A 24,349-nucleotide genomic window follows, 5' to 3' on the forward strand; every position below is an offset into this window, starting at 1 on the left:
CACCATCTGCCACAGGTGGCTCTCTTACATGTTTTTACGTCTTTTTCTTGACGGACTCCATCGGTTTTACGCTTGAAAAGTCTACCTTTCCGTTCAAGCAACCCCATACCGATGCGGTTAGAAACATCCACTTGTTTTCATTATACCAAAGCGATACTATGTCGAGCAATGGAACTGCCCATAGGCAGTCCTTACTCGAAGCCGATTCATCCCATAGCTAAAGCCGATGGGCTTTCTCGGCTAGATTTCTGTAAGGAGGTGGGAGCATGCACAAATACACATCGATGCTGGGACTTTCGTTAGCAGGCTCCGTTGTTTCATTTCTCATTGGAGGAATGGACTCATTAGTAATTATTTTGCTTTGTTTTGTCGCTGTCGATTATGTCACCGGAATCATTGCAAGTGCGATGGAAGGAAAGCTATCCAGTCAAGTTGGTTTCCGAGGCATTGTCCGCAAGCTGCTTATTTTTGTTTTAGTCGCTGTTTCGCACTTATTAGATATCGCCATTGGCTGGAATAACCATTTTATTCGCGATACGATCATTTTTTTCTATATTGCGAATGAATTTATTTCCATTGTGGAAAACACGGGACGTGTGGGTGTCCCGATTCCCTCGGTTTTGCGAAAGGCGATTGAATTGTTCAAAGATGAAGTAAAGTGATTTTTTGAGCATAATTTTTTTTGCCTTCATCCACACTAAACAATAAACGAAAGATCATAAGGAGATGACGACTGTGGCGGAGCAGCAAAAAAAAACGTATTATGTGTCGATGGAATCGGGAGAAATTTCACAAGTAAAAACCGCTTCCCCATGGGATTTTCAAATTGAAGCGACAGATGATGAAATTATTCAATTGCGGGAGTATTTTGACCAAAACTATTCTACAGACTTGCAAGCGTTTTTTCGCGCCCACGTTCCATATGTGCAATACCATTATGACCGTGAAAATGATGCCTATGACAGAACATTAATGAAAATTTATCAGCTGATTTACAAGCTTGGGAATGAAGAAGCAAAAGCGCATATCCGTTCGCTTGGCATCATTCCGGAAGAGGAGCTCGATTCATAAAAGTCGCCATTTTTGTTGGCGGCTTTTTTGATGAATATTTTGTCGTATAATGAAAAGAGAGACAAACAAAAACGGGGTTGGAAATCATGTATACGTTTTGCGACTATTATGGCAATCGAGTGCGGTTGTCGTTTGCCGATCATCCCTTTTCTGTGCATCCGGGCCACGTATGGATTATTTGCCGCTATCATGGACAATGGCTTTTAACGGACCATCCGAGACGCGGATTAGAATTCCCAGGCGGGAAAGTAGAAAAGGGAGAAACGCCGGAGCAAGCGGCGATTCGGGAAGTGAAGGAAGAAACAGGGGGGCTGGTTCGTTTGCTCACTTATATCGGCCAATATCAAGTTGAACCGGATATAGTAAAAAACATCTATTTTGCGGAAATCGCATCGATAGCGAAGCAGCCTTCCTATTTAGAAACAAACGGCCCGGTACTGCTTCCGACATTGCCGAAAAACATCCGTACAGATGAACGGTTTAGTTTTATTATGAAAGATGAGGTGCTTCCGCGGACATTAGAAGAAATAAAGAGACGTTCTTTATCGTGCCGGGAACGTCTCTAGCGATGTTTCATCAATTTCTTTTCGATGATGGTGACGACCTGATACATCACGGTTGACAGCAGGGCAATGACAAGCAGGCTCATTAACACTAATGTAAAGTTGAACACTTGGAATCCATAAATAATCAAATAGCCGAGCCCCTGTTTAGAAACGAGAAATTCGCCGGTAATGACGCCGACCCAGGACAAGCCGACGTTGACTTTTAACGTCGAAATAATCGTCGGGAACGAGGATGGCAGCACCGCTTCTTTGAAGCATTGGTAGCGGGTGGCGCCGAATGTTTGCAATACCTTCAAATAGTTCGCATCGACTTCCTGGAAGGAAGAGTAAACAACAATCGTGGTGATGATGACAGAGATAATCACCCCCATCGCAATGATCGAAGTGAATCCGGGACCGAGTGCGACGATGAGAATAGGAGCGAGCGCCACTTTTGGCATTGCATTAAAGACGACTAAATACGGATCGAGCGTTTTCGATAGGCGTGGGAACCACCAGAGCAGTGCGCCTAACAATGCACCGGCCACCGTGCCGATAATAAATCCTAATATGGTTTCGAACATGGTAACGAACGTATGGGTCAAAAGCGAGTTGTCGCCGAGCTTTTCAACAAATAGACTCCAAATCGCCGATGGGGAGCTAAACAATAGCGGATCGACCCAATGAAAGCGGCTGGCTGCCTCCCATAAGAGGAAAAAGGCGATAAAGATCACGATCTGAAACAGGCGAATGACTCGTTTTTCTTTTTTCAGTAAAGCGATGTATTGCTGATGAAGAGACTGGATACGCTCATTGGTTTGCTTCAATTTCATCCAGCTCCTTCCAAATGGATTGGAACAGCACGGAAAAGGCAGGATGCTGACGGGCGGCAAATGGCGATAAGCGCCGCAATTCATCGGGAACCATAAACGTATGCATAATGCGTCCCGGTTTTGCCGAAAACAGAAAAATACGGTCGCTCATCGCAATCGCTTCCCCGATGTCATGAGTGACAAGCACCGCTGTCTTTCCATACTCTTTTAATGTTTTCCATACCAACTCTTCCAGTTTTAATTTCGTTTGCTGGTCAAGGGCAGAAAACGGCTCATCTAACAGGAGCATTTTTGGATCTGTCGCCAACGTGCGCACGAGTGCGACCCGCTGGCGCATGCCGCCAGACAGTTGGTTAGGATAATACGATTCGATTCCTTTTAGCCCGATGTAGGCAAGCAAATCAAGAGCTCGTCTTTTCGTTTCTTCCGTTAATGTTCCCATGATTTTTAAACCGAGCAAAATATTTTCTTCGATTGTTTTCCAAGGAAACAAATAATCTTGCTGCAGCATATACCCTGCGGCTGGGCGGGCGCGGTCTAATTCTTTCCCTTCGATAAACACCGCTCCTTCCGTAGGTTCAATTAAGGCGGCGATAATGGAAAGCAACGTCGTTTTGCCGCAGCCGCTAGGGCCGAGAAAGGAGACAAATTCTCCTTTCTCTACGGTCAATGATATATTTTCAAGAGCCGTCACGGCAGTTTTTTCGGTAAAATAAGTGTGGGAAACGCGGTCGACGACTAAAAAGCTCATCTTTTCACCCGCTTTCGTTATTTAGCCATCACTTTTTTGGCAAATGAATTATCGACAAGCGTTTTGTGATCAATATGTTTCGGCAGTTCGCCCGCTTCTTCCATAATATTTTGCAAGTTGTTCCATTCTTTTTCATCGAGCACCGGATTAGTCGCATAGGTGCCTTGGCTTTTATAGCGGTCAACGACTTTTTCAATGATGGAAAGATCCGTATCTTTAAAGTAAGGCTGAATCACTTTTGCTACTTCCGCCGCGCTATGCGACTCTACCCATTGCTGCGCTTTATAGATAGCGCGTGTAAATTTTTCAATTGCATCTTTATTTTTATTGATAAAGCTTTGTTTTGCCATATAAGTGGTATATGGCACGTGGCCCGACTCTGTGCCAAATGAGGCGATAATGTACCCTTTTCCTTCCTTTTCAAAAATGCTTGCCGTTGGTTCAAAAAGCTGGACGAAATCGCCTGTGCCGCTGGCAAACGCATTGGCGATATTAGCAAAATCAACATTTTGAATAAGGTTTAAATCTTTATGCGGATCAATGCCGTGTTTTTTCAGTACAAATTCGCCAACCATTTGTGGCATGCCGCCTTTGCGCTGGCCGAGAAAAGTGCTGCCTTTCAACTGATCCCAAGTAAAGTTCTCAATTTTATGGCGGGAGACGAGGAACGTCCCGTCTGTCTGTGTAAGTTGCGCGAAGTTAATGACTGGATCGTTCGTGCCTTGGCTGTAGACATAAATCGATGTTTCCGAGCCGACAAGGGCAATATCGGCTCCGCCGGAAAGAAGGGTAGTCATCGTTTTATCGCCGCCCCATGTGGTGGTGAGTTCCACGTCTAACCCTTCCTCTTTAAAAAACCCTTTTTCTAGGGCGACATATTGCGGCGCATAGAATATAGAGCGAGTTACTTCCGCAAGTCGTATCTTTTTTACTTCCTCCTCTTTTTGTTGGCTGCAAGCAGCTAGAGGGATAATAAGGAGAAAGAGAAAAAGCGACATTATGGCGATTTTTTTCATGAAGGTGGCCTCCTTAACAAGTAACTTACTTCACCTTATCGTATGCAGACAAAAAAAATGTGTGAATGCCTAATGAAAAGGAGGAAATGGTCATGGATGGATATATTGTCGAGCAATATCGCTTTCCTTCCCCCAATCCGCACATTGATGTATTTCTTGTCACGTATTTATGCCAAGGGCTAAAAATGAAAGGCTTTTTGGCTATACCGAAAGCGCCTGGAGTGTATGACGGTTTTTTATATTTGCGCGGCGGTATTAAAAATGTCGGGAAAGTGCGCCTGGCGCGCATTACTCAGTTTGCCTCGTACGGATTTGTTGTGATGGCGCCGTTTTACCGCGGCAACCAAGGAGGGGAAGGAAATGAGGATTTTGCCGGAGAAGACCGCTATGATGCGCTTGCCGCGTTTCGGCTGCTGCAGCAGCATCCAAAAGTGAATGAAAAGCGGATTCATGTTTTTGGTTTTTCCCGTGGGGGAGCGATGGCGCTGCATACGGCGATTTTAGAGCCGGGCGTTTGCTCTGTTGCGGTGTGGGGCGGAGTTTCCGATGTAGCGCTTACCTATTGGGAGCGGGAAGATTTGCGGAAAATGATGAAGCGGGTCATCGGTGGGACGCCGGCAAAATATCCGGAGCGATACCGCTGGCGGACACCATTATACGAAATCGAGAAAATTCATGCTCCTGTCTTAATCATTCATGGGGAAAAAGACCGCAATGTTTCGATTGAGCATGCGTATCGTCTTGAGAAAAGACTGAAAGAATTAAATAAGCAAGTGACAACATGGTATTTTCCACATTTTACGCATTATTTTCCACCAAAAGAAAATCGTGAAACCGTCCGGCGGTTGACAGAATGGATGAAAAGACAGCCGAATGTATGATACGATAAAAAGAAAAGGGGTGTGTTGCAATGGGCATGCCGCTGGAGCTGCAAACGCTGATTGTCACAAAAGGGAAAGAAAAGCGAGTAAAAGATAATTTGTTTATTTTAGAAAAAGACGGATATCGCCTTTATCCTCTTGATATTCCGCTAGAGGTTAGAAGAACGCTGCAAAGCGAAGCGAGTGGTCAAGCGGTGGTAAAAAAACTGGAACTTGCCGATAATCGAACGATTGTCACGTATGAGCTTGTCTCCTTGCATTCAACGAATTAAAAAAGGAGGGAATCGTTCCCTCCTTTTCGATTATACAAGCGGACCGCCAAGCGCTTCAATTTCCGGCGCGATATGCTTGAATTTTTGGAAGTTTGCGCGGAATTTTGATGCCAGTTCTTTTGCTTTTTGTTCATATGCATTTTTATCAGCCCATGTATTTTGTGGCTGCAGCACTTCATCTGGAACTCCTGGAATATGAAGCGGAATGGCCAAGCCGAAAATAGGATCTTTCACTGTTTCGACATTGTCTAGTTCTCCTTCGACTGCTGCTTGCACCATCGCGCGTGTGTAAGCTAGCTTCATGCGGCTGCCAACTCCGTACTCCCCGCCGGTCCAACCAGTGTTGACAAGGAATACCCGCACGTTATGTTCAACGATTTTTTTGCCGAGCATTTCTGCATAGCGCACAGCCGGGAGCGGCAAAAATGGAGCGCCGAAGCAAGTAGAGAACGTCGCCTGCGGAGAAGTGATTCCCCGTTCGGTGCCGGCGAGCTTGCTCGTATAGCCGCTTAAGAAATGGTACATTGCTTGTTCACGCGTCAGTTTGCTGATTGGCGGCAATACGCCAAACGCGTCTGCAGTTAGGAAAATAATCGTCGATGGGTGGCCAGCGATGCTTGGGTCCACGATGTTGGCAATTGCCTGAATCGGGTAAGCGGCGCGCGTATTTTCCGTTAATGTTGCATCATCGTAATCTGGTATTCTTGTCTGTTCATCAAGCACCACGTTTTCCAGCACCGCTCCGAACCCAATGGCGTCAAAAATTTGCGGTTCTTTTTCACGAGATAGGTTGATGCATTTCGCATAGCATCCGCCTTCGATATTAAAGATGCCGCGGTTTGACCAGCCGTGTTCGTCATCACCAATTAAGCGGCGGTTTGGATCAGCGGAAAGCGTCGTTTTTCCCGTTCCCGACAGTCCGAAAAATAATGCCACGTCTCCTTCTTTGCCGACATTGGCGGAGCAATGCATCGAAAGAATCCCTTGCTCCGGAAGCAAATAGTTCATCACCGAGAAAATGGATTTTTTCATTTCGCCGGCATATTCCGTTCCGCCGATTAGCACGATGCGGCGTTCAAAAGAAATGATAATAAACGTTTCTGATTTTGTTCCGTCCACCGCAGGATCTGCTTTGAAATTTGGAGCGGAGATCACCGTAAATTGCGCTTCATGTGTTTGTAATTCCTCTGCGCTTGGGCGAATAAATAATTGATGGGCAAATAAATTGTGCCAAGCAAATTCGTTAATGACTTGAATCGGCAAACGATATTTAGGGTCAGCGCCGGCAAAGCCTTTAAAGACAAACACTTCGTCTTTGGCCATTAAATAATCGAGTACTTTATTATATAATCGTTCGAAAACTTCCTCCGAGATCGGCTGATTGACTGTTCCCCAATCAATTTTTGCTTTTGTTGACGCCTCTTCGACAATGTATTTATCTTTCGGTGAGCGGCCTGTATATTTGCCTGTTGTTACCGCTACTGCCCCAGTAGCTGTTAACCGGCCTTCTTTTCGCTGCAACACTTTTTCCACCAGCTGCGCTACCGATAAATTATGAAATACGTTTGGTTTTTGCAATAATAAAGAAAGTTTATTGGTCATTTTTGCGATCCCCATTGTTCAAAACCTGCCTTTTTATATTTAATAACCTCTTTAAATAGTATAACACATTTTTATTATTAGTCCATACTATTTGTGACGATTTCTTTTATTTATTTTTCCTGTTTTTTTCAAAAAAAATTCGCCACATTTTGTTGACTTTTTCGGCTTTATTACGATATGATAAGTCATTGAACGGATACTCTTATCCCGAGTTGGTGGAGGGACAGGCCCGATGAAACCCAGCAACCGTCACAACTGGAAACATGTGAAATGGTGCTAACCTGTGGCAAGGCGATGTCCTTGAACGATAAGAGTGAAAGGAGCAATACGATTGCAATGACCTTTCCTCACCGTTACAGGAAAGGTTTTTTTATATGAGAAAATGAACAAGGGAAATGAGTACCGTATCGCTCGCCGTTTGCGGCACCATCATTTTTTGATGTTTGATTACGGAAAGAGGAGGAAAATGACGAATGTCAGCAAAAAGACGTTTATTTACTTCAGAGTCTGTAACAGAAGGTCATCCAGATAAAATTTGCGACCAAATTTCCGATGCGATTTTAGATGCGATTTTGGAAAAAGATCCGAACGCTCGCGTTGCCTGCGAAACGAGCGTGACAACAGGGCTTGTGCTCGTAAGCGGAGAAATTACGACATCGACATATGTGGATATTCCAAGAATCGTTCGCGATACGGTTCGCGAAATCGGCTATACGCGCGCCAAATTCGGTTTTGACGCGGATACATGCGCCGTGTTGACATCGATTGACGAACAGTCGCCAGATATCGCGATGGGGGTCGACCGGGCGTTAGAAGCTCGTGAAGGTCAGATGACTGACGAGGAAATCGAAGCGATCGGTGCTGGAGACCAAGGGCTAATGTTTGGATTTGCCTGCAATGAAACGAAAGAATTAATGCCGCTTCCGATTTCGCTGGCGCATCGTTTAGCACGCCGTTTAGCTGAAGTTCGGAAAAACGATATTTTGCCATATTTACGTCCAGATGGTAAAACACAAGTAACGGTAGAATATGACGAAAACGGCAAACCGGTTCGCGTTGATACGATTGTCGTATCCGCACAGCATCATCCGGAAATTACGCAAGAGCAAATTGAACGTGATATTAAAGAACATGTCATCAAGCCGGTGGTGCCAGCCGAACTGATCGATGAAAATACGAAATACTTTATTAACCCGACAGGCCGTTTTGTCATCGGCGGACCTCAAGGGGACGCTGGTTTAACGGGACGGAAAATTATTGTAGACACGTACGGCGGTTACGCGCGTCACGGTGGCGGCGCATTCTCTGGAAAAGATCCGACAAAAGTAGACCGTTCTGCAGCATATGCAGCCCGCTATGTCGCGAAAAATATCGTGGCGGCAGGACTTGCCGATAAGTGCGAAGTGCAACTCGCCTATGCGATCGGGGTGGCAAGACCGGTCTCGATTTCCATTGACACATTTGGCACAGGAAAAGTATCGGAAGACATTTTAATCGAAGTCGTGCGCAACAACTTCGACCTACGCCCGGCAGGCATTATTAAAATGTTAGATTTGCGCCGTCCGATTTACAAACAAACAGCTGCTTACGGCCATTTTGGACGTACCGATATCGACCTGCCGTGGGAGCGTACAGATAAAGCAGAAGCATTGAAAGAGCAAGCTTTTTCCTTGGCGAAGCAACAATAAATGAATGAATATGGAAAAGAGAGTTACAGCAACTGTAGCTCTCTTTTTTTAATCGATATGTTAACGTTTTATTTAAAAAAAAAAGGAAAATTTTATAGTTTTATTGCTTCAAATCTATGATATAATCAAGCATGCTGAATATAAAGAAGTAGGTGAAATACACATGTGCGGGTTTATTGGTTGTGTTTATGATCAGCCAAAAATGCTAGACGAGCAATGGAAGAAAACGTTTGAAGAAATGAATAATATGATCACGCATCGTGGTCCAGACGACGAGGGGTATTTTTTCGATGACTATGTCCATTTTGGCTTTCGTCGGTTGAGCATCATTGACTTAGAAGGGGGTCATCAACCATTATCGTACGAAAATGAGCGATATTGGATTATTTTTAATGGAGAAATTTATAACTATATTGAGCTGCGCGAAGAGTTATGTGCGAAGGGATACGAATTTGCCACATACTCTGATACGGAAGTGATTATTGCGCTATATAGTCATGAAAAGGAAAAAGCGGTAGAGAAGCTCCGTGGCATGTTTGCGTTTGTCATTTGGGATAAAGAAGAAAAAACGATTTTTGCCGCGCGTGATCCATTTGGCATCAAACCATTTTTCTATCTTGAAGAAGAAGGACGGACGTTTTTTGCATCGGAAAAGAAAAGCATTTTGCATGCGATGGAAAATAATGTTCTCGATTATGACGCGCTTCAGCACTATTTAACATTTCAATACGTGCCTGAGCCAATGACGATTTCCGTTGGCATTAAAAAATTAGAGCCGGGTCATTACATCAAAAAGAAAGTCGGTGAACAATTAACGGTACACCGTTATTGGAAAGCATGGTTTCAGCCAGTATGGAAATCGGAAGATGAATTCGTCAAAGAGATTCGCGATGTTTTATTTGATTCCGTGCGGGTACATATGCGCAGCGATGTGCCGGTTGGCTCTTTTTTATCCGGTGGAATCGATTCTTCGCTCATTGCTTCGATTGCCAAACAATTTCATCCGAACTTTAAAACTTTTTCGGTCGGTTTTGAAAGAGAAGGGTTTAGTGAAATTGAGGTGGCGAAAGAAACAGCTGAAAAATTAGGGGTGGAAAACATCAGCTACGTTATCCCGCCAGAAGAATATATGGAAGAGCTGCCGAAAATCGTTTGGCATCTGGATGATCCGCTTGCCGATCCAGCGGCTGTTCCGCTTTATTTCGTCGCCCGCGAAGCAAGAAAGCATGTAACGGTTGTTCTTTCTGGAGAAGGAGCGGATGAGCTGTTCGGAGGGTACAACATTTATCGTGAACCACAGTCACTAAAAATTTTTGAGCGGATGCCTGACGGGGTAAAATCGGCATTGCGCATCATTGCTCGCATTCTCCCAGAAGGGGTAAAAGGGAAAAGCTTTATCGAGCGCGGGGTAACGCCGATGGAAGAACGCTATATAGGAAACGCGAAAATGTATAGCGAAGAAGAAAAAGAGGGATTGCTAAAAGCATACAAGCACGGACTGGAATATACAACCATTACCCGTCCGTTTTATGAGGAAACCACTCATTATTCGCCTGTCAACCGTATGCAATATATCGATATTCATACATGGCTGCGCGGGGATATTTTGCTAAAAGCCGATAAAATGACAATGGCCCATTCGTTGGAATTACGCGTTCCGTTTTTAGATAAAGCGGTCTTTGAAGTGGCGGCCAAAATTCCACCAGAAATGAAAACGGCTAATAATACAACAAAATACATTTTACGCAAAGCGGCAGAAGGCATTGTTCCCGACCATGTCCTTCACCGCAAGAAGCTTGGTTTCCCTGTGCCAATTCGCCATTGGCTGAAAAATGAAATGCACGATTGGGCGAAAACAGTTATCAAAGAAAGTGAAACGGATCATTTGTTCCATAAAGATGTGCTATATCGCCTGTTAGAGGAGCATTGCGCCAATAAAGCGGATCATAGCCGGAAAATCTGGACTGTGCTAGTCTTTATGATTTGGCACCAAGTATATATCGAAAAAAAATACGATTTTTCCCGTCTATATAAAAAAGAAAAAGACAGACAGCCCCTATCCATCTAATCAGGTTGATAGGTGATTGCCTGTCTTCCCATTTGCGCCCAGGCGTCTAAAAAATCGGCCTTGGGTGCTTTTTTATTTTTTTCGCCTGTAAGCGGGTCATTGAAATAAATATAATCTCGGTCATATCCCGTAATAACGACGGAATGCTCGTAATATGTAATTTTAATTGGTCCTCTTGGCGTTTCCCATTCACGGAAGGCGGATTCAGGAAGTTTTTTGTACGTACTGTTGGTAATAATCCAAATCGGTACTCCTTTCGAAAGATATTGCTGCAACACGGAAAAGTCACTTCCTGTTAGGTCAATGATTCTATCGGGCAGATACATTTCAGCAAGCTGTTTAATCGGCTTATGGTACACACCTAAGCCTGGTGTGGTAAGAGAGTACATATCCCCGACAAAGCCATCATTTGGATGGCCAAAATACACTTTGCCATTTTTTCGCTGAAACGGAGTTGGGTCTTTTTTTATTTGTTTAGCAAGCGTCAGTTTGTCGGCTTGTACACCGGCATCTTCAAGAAGCATTGCCAAGCTCGTTACTTCGCAGCCGCGCGGTAACTCTGGAAGTTGGCGAATGGCCGGCACATCAAGCAGCACAGAAGGTTTGATTTTCTTCTCAACAGAAGGAGAAATAACATTGCCTATTGGCGTTTCTCCTGCTGAGTAAGTTTGTTTTAAACGCGCGATCGTTGTTTCTATTTTTTGGTTGAGCAACAGTGCGATGAGAAGACAAAGCATAAAAAGGGAAACAACTGCCGATTTCCATAATGCTTTTGTTAGGGAAAATATCATAAACAATGCGATAGCAATGATGAAAAGAAGCAAGACGACAGACATAGCATTACTCCTTATTGGATCGGAATGATTTTAAAATTACTGAAAATAAGGAACGATGATCACTGTTTTTGCTGCAGCGCCTTATAGTATTGCCCCTTTTCTACATATTCGCGACGGATTCGTTCCATCTCACGGACATCTTCATCGGTCAGTTCGCGAATGATTTTAGCGGGGCGGCCGAATGCAAGGGTGTGCGGCGGAATTTTTTTTCCTTGCGGCACGAGGCTGCCGGCGCCGATAAACGCCCCTTCGCCAATTTCCGCCCCATCAAGGATAATCGAGCCCATGCCGATTAGTGCGTTTTTGCGGACGATGGCGCTATGTAAAATAACTTGATGGCCGACGGTGACATCGTCTTCAATGATAAGCGGATTGTTTGGACTTTGATGCAAAATTGAGTTATCTTGAATATTGACACGATTGCCGATAATCGTTGGGGCGACATCACCGCGAATGACGGTATTGAACCAAATGCTTGTTTCTTCCCCGATCACCACGTCGCCGGTGATGGTGACATAATCGGCAATAAAGGCAGATTTGGCTATCTTTGGAATTTTTCCTTTGTACGGGTAAATCATACGCTTCTTTCCTTTCCTAAAATGGTTCGGTATTATTATTGTACAAGTATTGGCACGATTCGTAAACGGAGGAGATTTGGTCATGTGGAAATGGGAGGCAAACGATGGAAAAGGAGCGGTTGTCATTGTCCACGGAGCGGCCGAGCATCACGGACGGTATCAATGGCTGATCGGGCAGCTGGTCAAAAGCGGCTACCATGTCGTCGCCGGAGACTTGCCGGGCTTGGGACGGACAACGCGGCGAAAACGTGGACACATTCAATCGTTTGACGAATATATTAATGAAGTGGCAGAGTGGGTTAAAGAAGCACAACAATTTCATGTGCCAATATTTTTGCTTGGCCACAGCATGGGAGGGCTTGTAGTCATCCGCGCCTTGCAGGAAAAACGTCTCCCGATCCGTGGAGTTGTTTTATCTTCTCCTTGCTTGGGGCTTGTGTCGTATCCGTCCAAGGGGCTTGATATGCTCTCTAGAGTATTGAATTATATCGCTCCTTCCCTTTTATTTGACTCTGGTTTGTCTGTTGAACTAGCAACAAGAAATAAAGAAGTGCATAAGACCGATCAACAGGATGAGCTGTATGTGACGAAAGTATCGGTCCGCTGGTATCGCGAACTGGTGAAGGCGATGGAATTGGCGTTCCACCGCATTGCAAAATTTCCGGATATTCCGTTGCTGCTCATGCAGGGCGGCGACGATAAAATTGTCGATAAAAAGGCAGTAAGAGAATGGTTTGATCGTTTATCCATTTCGGAAAAAATGTATAAAGAATGGAATCAACTATACCATGAAATTTTTAATGAACCGGAGCGGGAAGATGTTTTCTTTTATGCTAAATCATTTTTAGATACGCAATGCCAGCTATATCGTTAAACAATGTCATTCCTGCATCTGAGGTGAGCCTATTGAAAATACCGACGCATCCGATTACATTGATGAAAAAAGTATATCGTGATGTTTTTCCCGTTGTACACCGCGAATTGGCTTATTGGAGACAAAAAGCGGAGCGCATTCCCGACCCGGAGCTGCGCAGACAAGCGTTGGCCAGCATTGCAACAAAAACATTTCATTGCGAAGGCGGCGCCATTTTATCGCTCCTTGCCGGGAAGGACATGGAAGAGTGCATTCGCTTTATTGTCGCGTATCAAACGATCAGCGATTACTTGGATAATTTATGTGACCGAAGCACGTCGCTGGATCCGCTGGATTTCCGCGCTCTTCATGAGTCGATGCCGGATGCTTTATCGATTGATGCCGACGTGGCAAATTATTACCGGCATCGTCAAGAGCAAGATGACGGTGGCTATTTACATGACCTTGTACGAACATGTCAAGGTGTTTTAAAGAAAGTAACGCATTATGATAAAATTGTTCCGTTTTTGCATGAGTTGGCGGGATATTATTGCGATTTGCAAGTGCATAAACATGTGCATGTCGAGGAGCGCGTGCCGCGCCTGGAAAAATGGTTTAAACAATATAAAGATCAGCTTCCACCGATGGAATGGTATGAGTTTTCCGCCTGCTCCGGCTCTACGCTAGGCATTTTTTGTTTAGTTGCTTACGCCTTTAACGAAACATTTCAAGCGGAAATGGCCAAGCAAATACGAGACGGTTATTTTCCGTATATACAAGGGCTACATATTTTGCTTGATTATTTGATTGACCAGGAAGAAGATCGGTTAGGCGGAGATTTGAATTTCTGTTTTTATTATCCAAGCCAGTCCGTTTTATTGGAACGGTTATGCCATTTTATTGAAGAAGCCGACCGCCATGTGAATGCGTTGCCGCATGGGGAGTTTCACCGCCTTATTCACCGTGGCCTTCTCGGTCTATATTTATCGGATAAAAAAGTGAAAAAACAGCGGGAGCTTCGCCGCCTTGCCAGAAAGCTTGTCCGTGCAGGCGGAGCGGTTTCTTGGTTTTTTTACTGGAACGGAAAAGTATATCGCTTATGGCAAAACAAGCTTGCATTGTCTTCTAAACAAAAAAGGCTGTCTCTTTCCTAAAGGGACAGCCTTTTTACCGTTTTTCGATGGCAATAATAAACGGGGGATTGTTTTTTTGATTAATGAATTCATATTTTAATACGTGAGCGTGCCTTTGATCCATTGCTTTTACATAATGAAGAAGCGCATCCCGTTCGATGGCGCCTTCCGGATGGCCGTGATAGACGACGAGGACAATGATTCCTTCTTTTTTCATGATTTGCAGCAATTGTTCAATGGCGCGGATCGTTGACTCCGGTTTTGTCACAATCCGTTTGTCACCGCCGGGGAGATAGCCGAGGTTAAACATCGCGCCGGCGATGTGTCCGTGATAGACAGCAGGGATTTTTTCGATCAATTGATCGTGGCTTGCCTGAAACAACGTCACTCGCTCGAGCAAATGATGCTCTTGAAGACGGGCGGATGCCGCCGCAATCGCTTCTTGCTGAATGTCAAAACCGAATACGCGGCCTTTCTCCCCAACGCGCTCTGCCAAATAAAGGGTATCATGTCCGTTTCCGACCGTGGCATCGACGGCGATGTCGCCTTCCTTCACCGCCATGTCCATTAATACCCGCGTAAACGGAAGAATTTTCACCAATTTCATTGCCGTACCACTTCTTTTTTATAATACTTTCCTTGATAGCTGCCGCGGCGCTCGAGTTCGGCGTCAATGGCGTTTAACACTTCCCATTTATTGACGCTCCACATCGGACCGATCATGAGATCGATCGGACCATCGCCGGTGATGCGGTGCACGACCATTTCCGGCGGCAATACTTCCAACTGGTCGCAGACAAGATTCACGTATTCTTCAAAGGATAGAAATTGCACTAACCCTTTTTCGTATTGTTTGACCATCGGCGTTCCTTTTAATAAATGAAGCAAATGGATTTTGATCCCTTGTATATCCATGCTTGCCACCGTTTTCGCCGTTTCCATCATCATGTTGTAATCTTCCAGCGGCAGCCCGTTAATAATGTGCGCACAAACGCGGATTCCGTGCTTGCGCAGTTTTTCGACTCCGTCGACAAAACATTGAAAATCATGAGCACGGTTAATCAAAAGGGCCGTCCGCTCGTGAACCGTCTGCAAACCGAGCTCGACCCATAAATACGTGCGCTCGTTCAGCTCTGCCAAATATTCCACAACATCGTCAGGAAGGCAGTCCGGGCGCGTGGCAATGGACAACCCGACAACCCCGTCTAAGTTTAAGACGGTTTCGTATTTTTCCCGCAATACTTCTACCGGCGCGTGCGTGTTCGTAAATGCCTGAAAATAGGCCAAATATTTTCCGTCTTTCCATTTTTGATGCATTTTTTCCTTAATGGTATGAAACTGTGTCACCAAATCATCAGCACGATTGCCGGCAAAATCTCCTGATCCTGCCGCACTGCAAAACGTGCAGCCGCCATACGCCACCGTCCCGTCGCGGTTCGGGCAGTCAAAGCCGCCGTCAAGCGCGACTTTAAACACTTTATGCCCGAACGTCTGCCGCAGATGGTAATTCCACGTATGGTAACGCTTATGGTCGTTTGTATATGGAAATGGGTTGAACTGTGCCAACACAGCTCCCTCCTTGTTTGTAAAGTCATATCATTTCAGCATTGTATCACGATTGGCGGAAAAAATCGACTATTACCAATCATTAACGTGATAGGTGGAAAATAAAATGCACACATTAAAAAATGAAACAAACGATTATACGGTTGGAGGGAAAACAAATGGCAACGCGGCAATCGGTCGAAGAATTTTTGCAGCATTGCGAAGATGTCATTCGTTATGCGAAAGAGCAATACACGGAAGCACAAAAGCAAGAGCATTATAACATAACGGAATATACAGAGGCGCAACAAATGCTAGAGAGCGCCGTCAACGATTTGGCGCATTTAGCGCGCAGCTGCAACGACCAGCAGCGTGAACAATTGCATCGGATGCGCCTGCAGCTTGAACAGCTGCAAAATCAAATGATTTTACTTGATCATTAAGGGGAGTGTATGTCGTGAAAAAACGGTCGAAACAAAACAATCCGGAACAAAAAACGAGAAATGGCATTAACAATAATGATATCGAACTAGGAAAAGATGTTGATCCGGTAAAGCAGGCAAAAAGAGCGTATGAACAAACAGGCGGGCAGCCGCAAAAATCGAAGCAGCATGTCGAAGAATAAAAGCTTGTCGAATCGTCGGCAAGCTCATTTTTATTGCCTTTTTTTTGTAAAATCCATACAATTATTTTGTCACTCGAAATATTGAAGGAGGATGTACATATGCCCCGTGCGCTTTGGATATTAATGATCGGCATGGCCATGAATGTGACAGGGGCTTCTTTTTTATGGCCGATGAATACGATTTACGTTCATGAGCAGCTTGACAAATCACTCTCTGTCGCTGGAATGGTGCTCATGCTCAATTCCGGGGCAAGCGTGGTTGGAAACTTAGCCGGAGGGCTATTGTTTGATAAAATTGGCGGTTTTAAGTCGATGATGATCGGAATTATCGCGACGATGGCTGCGCTTGTTGGCCTTGTTTTCTTTCATGGCTGGCCGCATTACGCCATCTTTTTAACGATCATCGGGATGGGAAGCGGGATTGTATTCCCAGTAGCGGCTGCGTATGCGGGCGCAATTTGGCCAGAGGGCGGAAGACGGGCGTTTAACGGGCTTTATGTCGCGCAAAATATTGGCGTGGCGGTTGGTTCGGCGCTTGGCGGCGTAGTGGCGTCGTATTCGTTTACGCTTATTTTCCTTGCCAATTTATTGCTATACGCCGTCTTTTGCTTGCTTATCGTGTTTGGATTGCGTCATGTCCGCGTCGCCAAAGCGGCAAAATCAAAGGCGGCGGAAGCGGTAAAAGGAGAGGCACGCGCCAATTGGTACGCGCTCGTGACGCTTTGTATCGGTTATTTTTTATGCTGGATCAGCTATGTACAATGGCCGACGACGATTGCCGCTTATACGCAGGCCCTTCATATTCCGCTGCGGCAATATAGTCTCCTTTGGACAATCAACGGCGCGCTGATTGTATTGGCGCAGCCGCTCTTGTCTGTCGCGATCCGGCGCTGGATGCCTTATATCAAGCGGCAAATGCTGGTCGGGTTTGCGATTTTTGTCGTTTCGTTTGCTTTATTGTTAGGAGCGGATTCATTCGTGGAATTTGCTGTTGCGATGGTCGTCTTGACGATGGCGGAGATGATCGTCTGGCCAGCGATTCCAACGGTGGCAAGCGAGCTCGCTCCTGCAGGAAAAGAAGGGTTTTACCAAGGATTTGTTAACAGCACGGCTACCGCAGGGAGGATGGTCGGCCCGGTGCTTGGTGGGGTGATCGCCGATTACACCGGCATGAAACCGTTGTTTGCCGCGCTTGTTTTCTTTGCCGCGCTTGCGTTTGTCACGACGCTCTTCTATGATCGGAATTTGTCAAAGAAGCAAAACAAGGAGAAACAAACGGTTACAGGATAACCATTCGCCGCGAATGGATCATGAATCAAAACGGCATCTATGAGCGGAATCCGCGGAAAATGCGGCATAAAATAGATGAATAACACAGTCATGTGCAGAGATGAACGGCATATATAGCATATAAGCTCCATTTTTCCCTACTTGCAATAAACCGACAAATTTTTTAAAATATTATACATCAACAATATCGGTCAATAACGGTGAAGAGGAGTAGTAGTGGACAAACGGACGGCAGAGAGTTGACGGTCGGTGCGAGTCAACCGAAGTTTGTTCACGAACTCGCCTCGGAGTTGCGGGCATGAGCGGCTTTCGCCTCGTAATGTCCGCCGTGAATCTGCGTTAATGATGAGAGTGAGCATGCGGTTTTGCATGCTAAGAAGGGTGGTACCGCGGGAATGGCACCTCTCGTCCCTTTTGGGATGAGAGGTTTTTTTATTCGCGCTCTTGTTAACAATGTTTACTAGAAAAAAAGATAGGAGGAAAGGCAAATGAGCTTCAACCATCGAGAAATAGAGAAAAAATGGCAGGATTATTGGGAAAAAAATAAAACGTTTAAAACGGTCGATGACGATGACAAGCCGAAATTTTACGTATTGGATATGTTCCCGTATCCGTCGGGAGCAGGGCTGCATGTCGGCCATCCGGAAGGCTACACCGCCACCGATATTTTGGCGCGCATGAAGCGGATGCAAGGCTATAACGTGCTTCATCCGATGGGATGGGACGCGTTCGGCTTGCCGGCGGAGCAATACGCGCTTGATACCGGAAACGACCCGGCGGAATTTACCGAGAAAAACATTAATACGTTCCGCCGCCAAATTAAATCGCTAGGGTTTTCGTACGACTGGGACCGGGAAATCAACACGACCGATCCGAATTACTATAAATGGACGCAATGGATTTTCTTAAAGCTGTATGAAAAAGGATTGGCTTATATAGATGAAGTCCCGGTCAACTGGTGCCCGGCGTTAGGCACGGTGCTTGCCAATGAAGAAGTTATTAACGGCAGAAGCGAACGCGGCGGCCACCCGGTGATCCGCAAGCCGATGAAACAGTGGATGCTTCGCATTACCGCCTACGCGGATCGTTTGCTCGAAGACTTAGAAGAGTTAGATTGGCCGGAAAGCATTAAAGAAATGCAGCGCAACTGGATTGGCCGCTCAGAAGGCGCGGAAATCCATTTTGCAATCGACGGCCATGAGGAAACGTTCACTGTCTTTACGACGCGCCCAGACACATTGTTTGGCGCGACATACACGGTGCTGGCGCCGGAGCATCCGCTCGTTGAAAAAATCACAACTCCAGAGCAAAAAGCAGCAGTGGAAGCGTATTTAGACGCGATTAAAAGCAAGAGCGACCTTGAGCGCACCGATTTGGCGAAAGAAAAAACAGGAGTATTCACCGGCGCATATGCGATTCATCCTGTCACTGGTGAGAAACTGCCAATTTGGATTGCCGATTATGTGTTAATGAGCTACGGTACGGGCGCGATTATGGCCGTGCCAGCGCATGATGAACGCGACTATGAATTTGCGAAAAAATTTAATTTGCCAATCAAAGAAGTTGTCGCCGGCGGCGATATTGCAAAAGAACCGTATACGGGTGACGGAGAACATATTAACTCCGATTTCTTAAACGGTCTAAACAAAGAAGAAGCGATCAAAAAAATGATTGAATGGCTAGAAGCCAATGGAAAAGGACAAAAGAAAGTGTCATACCGCCTCCGCGACTGGCTGTTCAGCCGCCAGCGCTACTGGGGCGAGCCGATCCCGATCATTCACTGGGAAGATGGAACGATGACGCCGGTACCGGAAGAAGAACTGCCATTAAAGCTGCCAAAAACCGATCAAATTAAACCGTCCGGCACGGGAGAGTCGCCGCTTGCCAACATCAAAGAATGGGTGAACGTCGTCGATCCGAAAACAGGCAAAAAAGGGCGCCGCGAAACGAACACGATGCCACAATGGGCCGGAAGCTGCTGGTATTATTTGCGCTATATCGATCCGCACAACGACAAGCAACTGGCCGATCCGGAAAAATTGAAAAAATGGCTGCCGGTTGATGTCTATATCGGCGGGGCGGAGCACGCGGTACTTCACTTATTGTACGCGCGTTTCTGGCATAAGTTTTTATACGACATCGGCGTCGTGCCGACAAAAGAGCCGTTCCAAAAACTGTTTAACCAAGGCATGATTCTTGGCGAAAACAATGAAAAAATGAGCAAATCAAGAGGGAACGTCGTCAATCCGGACGATATTGTCGAGAGCCATGGCGCCGATACGCTGCGGTTATACGAAATGTTTATGGGACCGCTCGAAGCGTCGATCGCTTGGTCGACAAAAGGATTGGACGGAGCGCGCCGCTTCTTAGATCGCGTCTGGCGCTTGTTTGTCGAAGAAAACGGTGAGCTGAACCCAAAAATCGTCGACAATCCGGAAATCGATACGCTTGAGCGCGTATACCATCAAACAGTGAAAAAAGTGACCGAAGATTATGAAGCGCTTCGCTTTAATACGGCGATTTCGCAATTGATGGTGTTTATTAACGAAGCATATAAAGCGCCGCAGCTGCCAAAAGCATATATGGAAGGGTTTGTGAAACTATTATCACCGGTTTGCCCGCATATCGGAGAAGAATTATGGCAAAAACTCGGCCATCACGATACGATCGCGTACGAGCCATGGCCGACGTACGATGAATCGAAACTGGTGGAAGAGGAAGTTGAAATCGTCGTGCAAGTGAACGGTAAAGTGAGAGCGAAGCTGCATGTGCGCGCGGATTTATCGAAAGAGGAACTTGAACAAATAGCATTGCAGGATGAAAAAATTAAAGAACATATCGTTGGCAAAACGGTGCGTAAAGTCATTGCCGTTCCTGGAAAATTGGTGAATATTGTAGCGAACTAATCTAGCGCCCCTCCTTTGCGAGGGGCATATGTATAGAAAATAGAAAGGAGACGAAGTGATGGACGAAATTAAAGAAATCACCCCTGCGGAAGTAAAAGAAAGACTTGATCGCGGCGAAAAGCTGAACATTGTCGACGTTCGCGAAGATGAGGAAGTCGCGCTCGGCATGATCCCTGGCGCCAAACATATCAAAATGGGGGAAATTCCAAGCCGGCTCGATGAATTCAATAAAGAGGAAGAGTATATTTTCGTCTGCCGTTCCGGCCGGCGCAGCGAAAACGTTTGCTATTATTTGCAAGAATTAGGCTACCGCGTCTGCAATATGGTCGGCGGGATGCTCGAATGGGAAGGAGATACGGTGCCGAAAAAATAGCCTATTGTTTTAGGTGGTTGACATCAAAAAATCATCCTAGTGCTTTTTTAACGTTCGGTTGTTTCTTGACGAAAAATGACCGAGCGTTTTTTTTCAAGATGGTGCCATTTTTGCAACTCGTTTTTCGTCAACACGGCGATATTTTCCCAAATGAAATATGGAAACATAGAATTATTGCACTTGTAACCCGTTGATTTTCTCAATAAACGAAAGAGCATTATTTAGTATAATAAAAGATATAAAAGCGATGCCGTCTTTTTTTCTATCCCTTTAGCACTATTAGCTACTTCCTAATCTGACAAAAATATTGTATAATTTTCATTAAATTTAAACTATTCAGACTAATAGATAAAGGGGTAGATATTTATTGAAGATTGGCGATCGCTTAAAACTCACCCGTCTCAAAAAAGAAATGACTCAAGAGGAAGTGGCGGAAGGAATTATTTCCATATCGTATTTGTCGAAAATTGAAAACAACCAGGTAACGCCGAGTGAAGAAGTGTTGCACTTGCTTTATCAGCGGCTTGGGATTGACAACTTATTTAACGAACGGATGAATGAACTGATGAAGCAAATGATGTTATGGTATAAGGCAATAACGGATAAAAATGAATGGAAAGCAGTGGAAATGTATGAAAACCTAAAGAAAATAATAGAGTATTTTAACGATGCGGAAGCAAATACCTATTTTCTGCTAATGGAGATGCGCTATTATTTGTTCATAAAAAATATTTCCGCCGCCGAAGCTGCGATGATGCAGATTCGTGAATTGTACAATACATTTGACCATGAAATGAAATACTACTATTACAAATTTGTCGGGCTTTTATATTATTGCATAGAAAAATATGAAGAAGCGCTCGAATATTATAAAAAGGCAGAGGAGCTGTTTCGGCTTCAATCGTTTCCAAAGTGGGAAGAAGCGGATCTGTATTATTTATTAGCGCTTGCATACAGTCGGTTATGGAAAATGTTAAGCTGCATCAACTATGTGCAGCGCGCGCTAGCCATTTACCAAGCAGATTATAACTTAAAGCGAAGCGCGGAATGTCATGTGCTGCTAGGAATTTGCTATCGAAGGTATGGCGAGATGGACAAAGCGCTCGAATATTACTCCCTTGCGCAAAAGGCGGCGCAAATGGTCAACGATATTGAACTGCTGGGCATTATTGAGCATAATTTAGGATATTTAAAATCGATGATGAAGGAGTATCGGGAAGCAATTCAACACTATGAAAATAGTTTAGTATATAAAAGACAAGCTATGCTTGCCGATCGTTTTATCACCTTGTTCTCCCTCATCAAAGAATACTATAGTTCGCAAAATTATCGCAAGGCACTGGCAATTGTGGAAGAAAGCTTACAGCTTTTGAGACAGCATTCCGACTATACTTCATCTGAATATTACTTTCATTTTACTGTCTATCAATATTTATTGTCGAATAACTTTTCTGAGCGAGACTTTGAAATGTTTATGAAAAATGAGGTTCTCCCTTATTTTCAAAAACATAAAAAATATGAAGACGTGGCACAATATGCTGAATATTTAGCGGACTACTACGAACGGTGTCGCAAGTATAAGTTAGCAAGCAAATACTATAAAATGAGCTATGAGTTTTTGAAAAAAATTATTCATATATAGGAGGGATTATGTTGAAAAAAGTGATTGTTAGTGTATTGGCGGTGGTGGTATTAGGGGCGCTTGTTCTTATTGGCCATGACCAAGAGCCGAAAGAAGTTGCTAAAGATCAGTTTCCACCGCCAACTGTGATTGTAGAATAATAATAAAAATCAGCTGGCACAAATGTCACCAGCTGATTTTTATTTTAGATAAGTATTATTTCTCATAAGGAAATGGGGCTTGTTTGAAGAAAATAAGAAAAATATCTTTTATTTGTTGCTTTATAAAAATAAAGGAATTCACACAATAGCCGGTGAAAATGATGAAATGGAAGAAAAAAGCCGGGAGAGGAGAAGCAAAATGTACAAAGTCAAAATATTTGATAAGGAACATGAGAAAGATTTAGAAACAGCAGTGAACGATTTTTTATCGCGATTAAAAGATGGACAGTTAATCGACGTCAAATACAGCGTGGCGGCGATGGAGTCGGAAGGAGAGCAAATTTATTGCTTTTCGGCAATGATTATTTACCGGACCTAACGTTTACCTATTAGGTCCGGTGGGAAATGGCATATACAGCAGCATTGACGCCAGCGAGACGGCCGGTCACCAGCGCTGCGGTGATGTTATAACCGCCTGTATAGCCGTGAATATCTAAAATTTCCCCGCAAAAATAAAGACCTTCCATACATTTGGAAGCCATCGTCTTCGGCTGGATTTCTTTCACCGAAACGCCTCCTCCGGTGACAAACGCTTTTTCTAACGGCAATGTGCCGTGAACGTGGAATGTAAACTGTTTGCACTGGTGGACAAACGTTCGAATCGCCTCGTGCGATACGGTGGCAGCCGGTGCCTGCGGGTCGATGCCGCTTTGTTCTAGCAAAAATAAGACATATCTCTCCGGCAGCAAGCCTTTCAACACGTTTTTGATCGCTTTTTTGGGCTCTTCCTTGCATAGATGGGCAATGTGCTGAAACAGCTCTTCCTTATTTTGGTCAGGAAGCGCATCAATACACATCATCACCGCATCTTTGCCATACTTTTTCAGCGCTTTAACGACAAATTGGCTGCAGCGAAGGGCGGCGGGGCCGGAAATGCCGAAATGGGTAAAAAGCATGTCCATTCGATGGGTAATGATCGGTTTTCCGTTTGGTTTCAGAACGCTTAAAGCGATATCGCGCAACGACAAGCCTTGCAAAATCCGTTCCTGAATGAACGGTTCTTTCGATGTAATCGGGACTTCGGTCGGAAACAGCTCCGTAATCGTATGTCCCGCTTTTTCTGCCCAGGCGTAACCGTCACCGGTAGAGCCGGTTTGTGGAACCGATTTGCCGCCCACAGCGACGACGACTGCCTTTGCTTCGATAAATTCACCGGTTTTTAGCGTGACGCCGGTTACTTTCCCTTGCTCATATTCGACGTCAGCCACCGGTGTCTCCAGACGCACTTCAACCTGGCGCCGTTTTAGCTCGTCTACTAGCGCTTGCACTACGGATTGTGCATTATCAGTCACCGGAAACATACGGCCGTGGTCTTCTTCTTTCAATTGCACGCCTAACCGTTCAAAAAAGCGAATAATATCTTCATTATTAAATTCGGAAAAAGCGCTGTACAAAAATTTTCCGTTTCCAGGAATATGTTTAATAATTTCTTCGACAGGGAGACGGTTTGTTACGTTACATCGTCCGCCGCCGGAGATGGCGAGCTTTCGTCCAAGCTTATTTCCTTTTTCGAGAAGCAGCACTTTTGCCCCTTGTTCTGCCGCGCCTATGGCTGCCATTAATCCCGACGGGCCTCCCCCGATCACGATCACTTCATATCTCATGTTTTTCACGATCCTTTCCTTCTGGATTATAATGGAG

The 24,349-nt window shown here is 44.9% G+C and carries 26 protein-coding genes, 1 riboswitch and 1 other annotated feature; of the genes, 17 read left to right on the top strand and 9 right to left on the bottom strand.

Annotated features, from left to right (window positions below):
• Positions 1–266 precede the first annotated feature (266 nt).
• The 3 genes from AC1WMD_RS03605 to ytkD all read left to right on the top strand — a co-directional run bounded on the left by AC1WMD_RS03605 (position 267) and on the right by ytkD (position 1,637).
• Positions 267–662: a phage holin family protein gene (locus AC1WMD_RS03605; protein WP_043905845.1), complete on the top strand. Its 396-nt coding sequence runs from the start codon at positions 267–269 to the stop codon at positions 660–662.
• A 73-nt stretch (positions 663–735) separates the two neighbouring features.
• Positions 736–1,071, top strand: a complete 336-nt coding sequence (locus tag AC1WMD_RS03610; protein ID WP_043905844.1) for a hypothetical protein — start codon at positions 736–738, stop codon at positions 1,069–1,071.
• Positions 1,072–1,157: 86 nt separating this feature from the next.
• On the top strand, positions 1,158–1,637 hold the full coding sequence (gene ytkD, locus AC1WMD_RS03615; RefSeq protein WP_043905843.1) for an RNA deprotection pyrophosphohydrolase: 480 nt from the start codon (positions 1,158–1,160) through the stop codon (positions 1,635–1,637).
• Here the strand turns inward: ytkD and AC1WMD_RS03620 are convergent.
• The 3 genes from AC1WMD_RS03620 to AC1WMD_RS03630 are packed head-to-tail and all read right to left on the bottom strand — an operon-like array spanning position 1,634 to position 4,216.
• The gene (locus AC1WMD_RS03620) at positions 1,634–2,449 is read right to left on the bottom strand and encodes an ABC transporter permease (protein ID WP_494255982.1); all 816 of its coding nucleotides are present in this window, start codon (positions 2,447–2,449) and stop codon (positions 1,634–1,636) included. The two genes, ytkD and AC1WMD_RS03620, sit on opposite strands and share 4 nt — an antisense overlap.
• Positions 2,427–3,200, bottom strand: coding sequence for an ABC transporter ATP-binding protein (locus AC1WMD_RS03625; protein ID WP_043905842.1), 774 nt, complete (start codon positions 3,198–3,200; stop codon positions 2,427–2,429). Before AC1WMD_RS03625 ends, AC1WMD_RS03620 begins: the two co-directional genes overlap by 23 nt.
• A gap of 17 nt (positions 3,201–3,217) precedes the next feature.
• Positions 3,218–4,216, bottom strand: coding sequence for an ABC transporter substrate-binding protein (locus AC1WMD_RS03630; RefSeq protein WP_043905841.1), 999 nt, complete (start codon positions 4,214–4,216; stop codon positions 3,218–3,220).
• Positions 4,217–4,308: 92 nt separating this feature from the next.
• Between AC1WMD_RS03630 and AC1WMD_RS03635 the strand changes: the two genes are divergently transcribed.
• Together AC1WMD_RS03635 and AC1WMD_RS03640 are read left to right on the top strand one after the other, a co-directional pair.
• Complete coding sequence (locus tag AC1WMD_RS03635) at positions 4,309–5,097, top strand: alpha/beta hydrolase family protein (protein ID WP_043905840.1); 789 nt, start codon at positions 4,309–4,311, stop codon at positions 5,095–5,097.
• A 29-nt stretch (positions 5,098–5,126) separates the two neighbouring features.
• Complete coding sequence (locus AC1WMD_RS03640) at positions 5,127–5,369, top strand: DUF2584 domain-containing protein (RefSeq protein ID WP_043905839.1); 243 nt, start codon at positions 5,127–5,129, stop codon at positions 5,367–5,369.
• Positions 5,370–5,399: 30 nt separating this feature from the next.
• Here AC1WMD_RS03640 and pckA read toward each other — a convergent pair whose 3' ends face one another.
• Entirely contained in the window at positions 5,400–6,986 is a 1,587-nt protein-coding gene (gene pckA / locus AC1WMD_RS03645) for a phosphoenolpyruvate carboxykinase (ATP) (RefSeq protein WP_494255985.1), read from the bottom strand.
• Positions 6,987–7,170: 184 nt separating this feature from the next.
• Positions 7,171–7,285: riboswitch (SAM riboswitch) on the top strand.
• A 159-nt stretch (positions 7,286–7,444) separates the two neighbouring features.
• Here pckA and metK point away from each other — a divergent pair.
• Both metK and asnB read left to right on the top strand, forming a co-directional pair.
• The gene (gene metK, locus AC1WMD_RS03650; RefSeq protein WP_043905837.1) at positions 7,445–8,659 is read left to right on the top strand and encodes a methionine adenosyltransferase; all 1,215 of its coding nucleotides are present in this window, start codon (positions 7,445–7,447) and stop codon (positions 8,657–8,659) included.
• Positions 8,660–8,822: 163 nt separating this feature from the next.
• Positions 8,823–10,727 carry an asparagine synthase (glutamine-hydrolyzing) gene (asnB, locus tag AC1WMD_RS03655; protein ID WP_043905836.1) on the top strand — a complete coding sequence of 635 codons (1,905 nt, stop codon included), beginning with the start codon at positions 8,823–8,825 and terminating at the stop codon, positions 10,725–10,727.
• Here asnB and AC1WMD_RS03660 read toward each other — a convergent pair.
• Entirely contained in the window at positions 10,724–11,563 is an 840-nt protein-coding gene (locus tag AC1WMD_RS03660; RefSeq protein WP_494255987.1) for a C39 family peptidase, read from the bottom strand. The genes asnB and AC1WMD_RS03660 overlap by 4 nt on opposite strands.
• 59 nt (positions 11,564–11,622) lie before the next feature.
• Positions 11,623–12,141: a gamma carbonic anhydrase gene (locus AC1WMD_RS03665; RefSeq protein ID WP_043905834.1), complete on the bottom strand. Its 519-nt coding sequence runs from the start codon at positions 12,139–12,141 to the stop codon at positions 11,623–11,625.
• Between the two features lie 82 nt (positions 12,142–12,223).
• On the opposite strand from AC1WMD_RS03665, the gene AC1WMD_RS03670 reads away from it, so the two are divergent.
• Entirely contained in the window at positions 12,224–13,015 is a 792-nt protein-coding gene (locus AC1WMD_RS03670) for an alpha/beta hydrolase (protein ID WP_043905833.1), read from the top strand.
• Between the two features lie 32 nt (positions 13,016–13,047).
• Complete coding sequence (gene tbcS, locus AC1WMD_RS03675) at positions 13,048–14,148, top strand: tetraprenyl-beta-curcumene synthase (protein WP_494255990.1); 1,101 nt, start codon at positions 13,048–13,050, stop codon at positions 14,146–14,148.
• 13 nt (positions 14,149–14,161) lie between these two features.
• On the opposite strand, the gene mnmM is transcribed toward tbcS, so the two are convergent.
• Complete coding sequence (mnmM, locus tag AC1WMD_RS03680) at positions 14,162–14,734, bottom strand: tRNA 5-(aminomethyl)-2-thiouridylate-methyltransferase MnmM (RefSeq protein WP_494255992.1); 573 nt, start codon at positions 14,732–14,734, stop codon at positions 14,162–14,164.
• Complete coding sequence (gene mnmL, locus AC1WMD_RS03685; protein ID WP_043905830.1) at positions 14,731–15,693, bottom strand: tRNA modification radical SAM protein MnmL/YtqA; 963 nt, start codon at positions 15,691–15,693, stop codon at positions 14,731–14,733. The genes mnmM and mnmL overlap by 4 nt, the downstream gene beginning before the upstream one ends.
• Before the next feature lie 158 nt (positions 15,694–15,851).
• On the opposite strand from mnmL, the gene AC1WMD_RS03690 reads away from it, so the two are divergent.
• From AC1WMD_RS03690 to AC1WMD_RS03725, 8 genes are all read left to right on the top strand, one after another.
• A complete protein-coding gene (locus AC1WMD_RS03690; RefSeq protein WP_043906638.1) occupies positions 15,852–16,115 on the top strand; it encodes a YtzC family protein in 264 nt (87 codons plus the stop codon).
• A 14-nt stretch (positions 16,116–16,129) separates the two neighbouring features.
• Entirely contained in the window at positions 16,130–16,297 is a 168-nt protein-coding gene (locus tag AC1WMD_RS03695) for a hypothetical protein (protein WP_043905829.1), read from the top strand.
• 99 nt (positions 16,298–16,396) lie between these two features.
• On the top strand, positions 16,397–17,587 hold the full coding sequence (locus AC1WMD_RS03700) for an MDR family MFS transporter (protein WP_494255995.1): 1,191 nt from the start codon (positions 16,397–16,399) through the stop codon (positions 17,585–17,587).
• Between the two features lie 191 nt (positions 17,588–17,778).
• Positions 17,779–18,003: a binding site (T-box leader), on the top strand.
• A gap of 72 nt (positions 18,004–18,075) precedes the next feature.
• Positions 18,076–20,493, top strand: coding sequence for a leucine--tRNA ligase (gene leuS, locus AC1WMD_RS03705; RefSeq protein WP_043905827.1), 2,418 nt, complete (start codon positions 18,076–18,078; stop codon positions 20,491–20,493).
• Between the two features lie 58 nt (positions 20,494–20,551).
• Positions 20,552–20,866: a rhodanese-like domain-containing protein gene (locus AC1WMD_RS03710; protein ID WP_494255997.1), complete on the top strand. Its 315-nt coding sequence runs from the start codon at positions 20,552–20,554 to the stop codon at positions 20,864–20,866.
• Between the two features lie 367 nt (positions 20,867–21,233).
• Entirely contained in the window at positions 21,234–22,508 is a 1,275-nt protein-coding gene (locus tag AC1WMD_RS03715; protein WP_494255999.1) for a helix-turn-helix domain-containing protein, read from the top strand.
• 8 nt (positions 22,509–22,516) lie between these two features.
• Positions 22,517–22,648 (top strand): hypothetical protein, encoded by a 132-nt coding sequence (locus tag AC1WMD_RS03720; RefSeq protein ID WP_260676084.1) that lies wholly within the window; start codon positions 22,517–22,519, stop codon positions 22,646–22,648.
• Between the two features lie 199 nt (positions 22,649–22,847).
• The gene (locus tag AC1WMD_RS03725) at positions 22,848–23,027 is read left to right on the top strand and encodes a sporulation protein Cse60 (RefSeq protein ID WP_043906637.1); all 180 of its coding nucleotides are present in this window, start codon (positions 22,848–22,850) and stop codon (positions 23,025–23,027) included.
• Between the two features lie 10 nt (positions 23,028–23,037).
• Here the strand turns inward: AC1WMD_RS03725 and AC1WMD_RS03730 are convergent, their stop codons facing one another.
• A complete protein-coding gene (locus AC1WMD_RS03730) occupies positions 23,038–24,312 on the bottom strand; it encodes a BaiN/RdsA family NAD(P)/FAD-dependent oxidoreductase (protein ID WP_043906636.1) in 1,275 nt (424 codons plus the stop codon).
• Positions 24,313–24,349: the final 37 nt, after the last annotated feature.

The sequence above is a fragment of the Parageobacillus sp. NEAU-HV-2 genome (assembly GCF_059115485.1).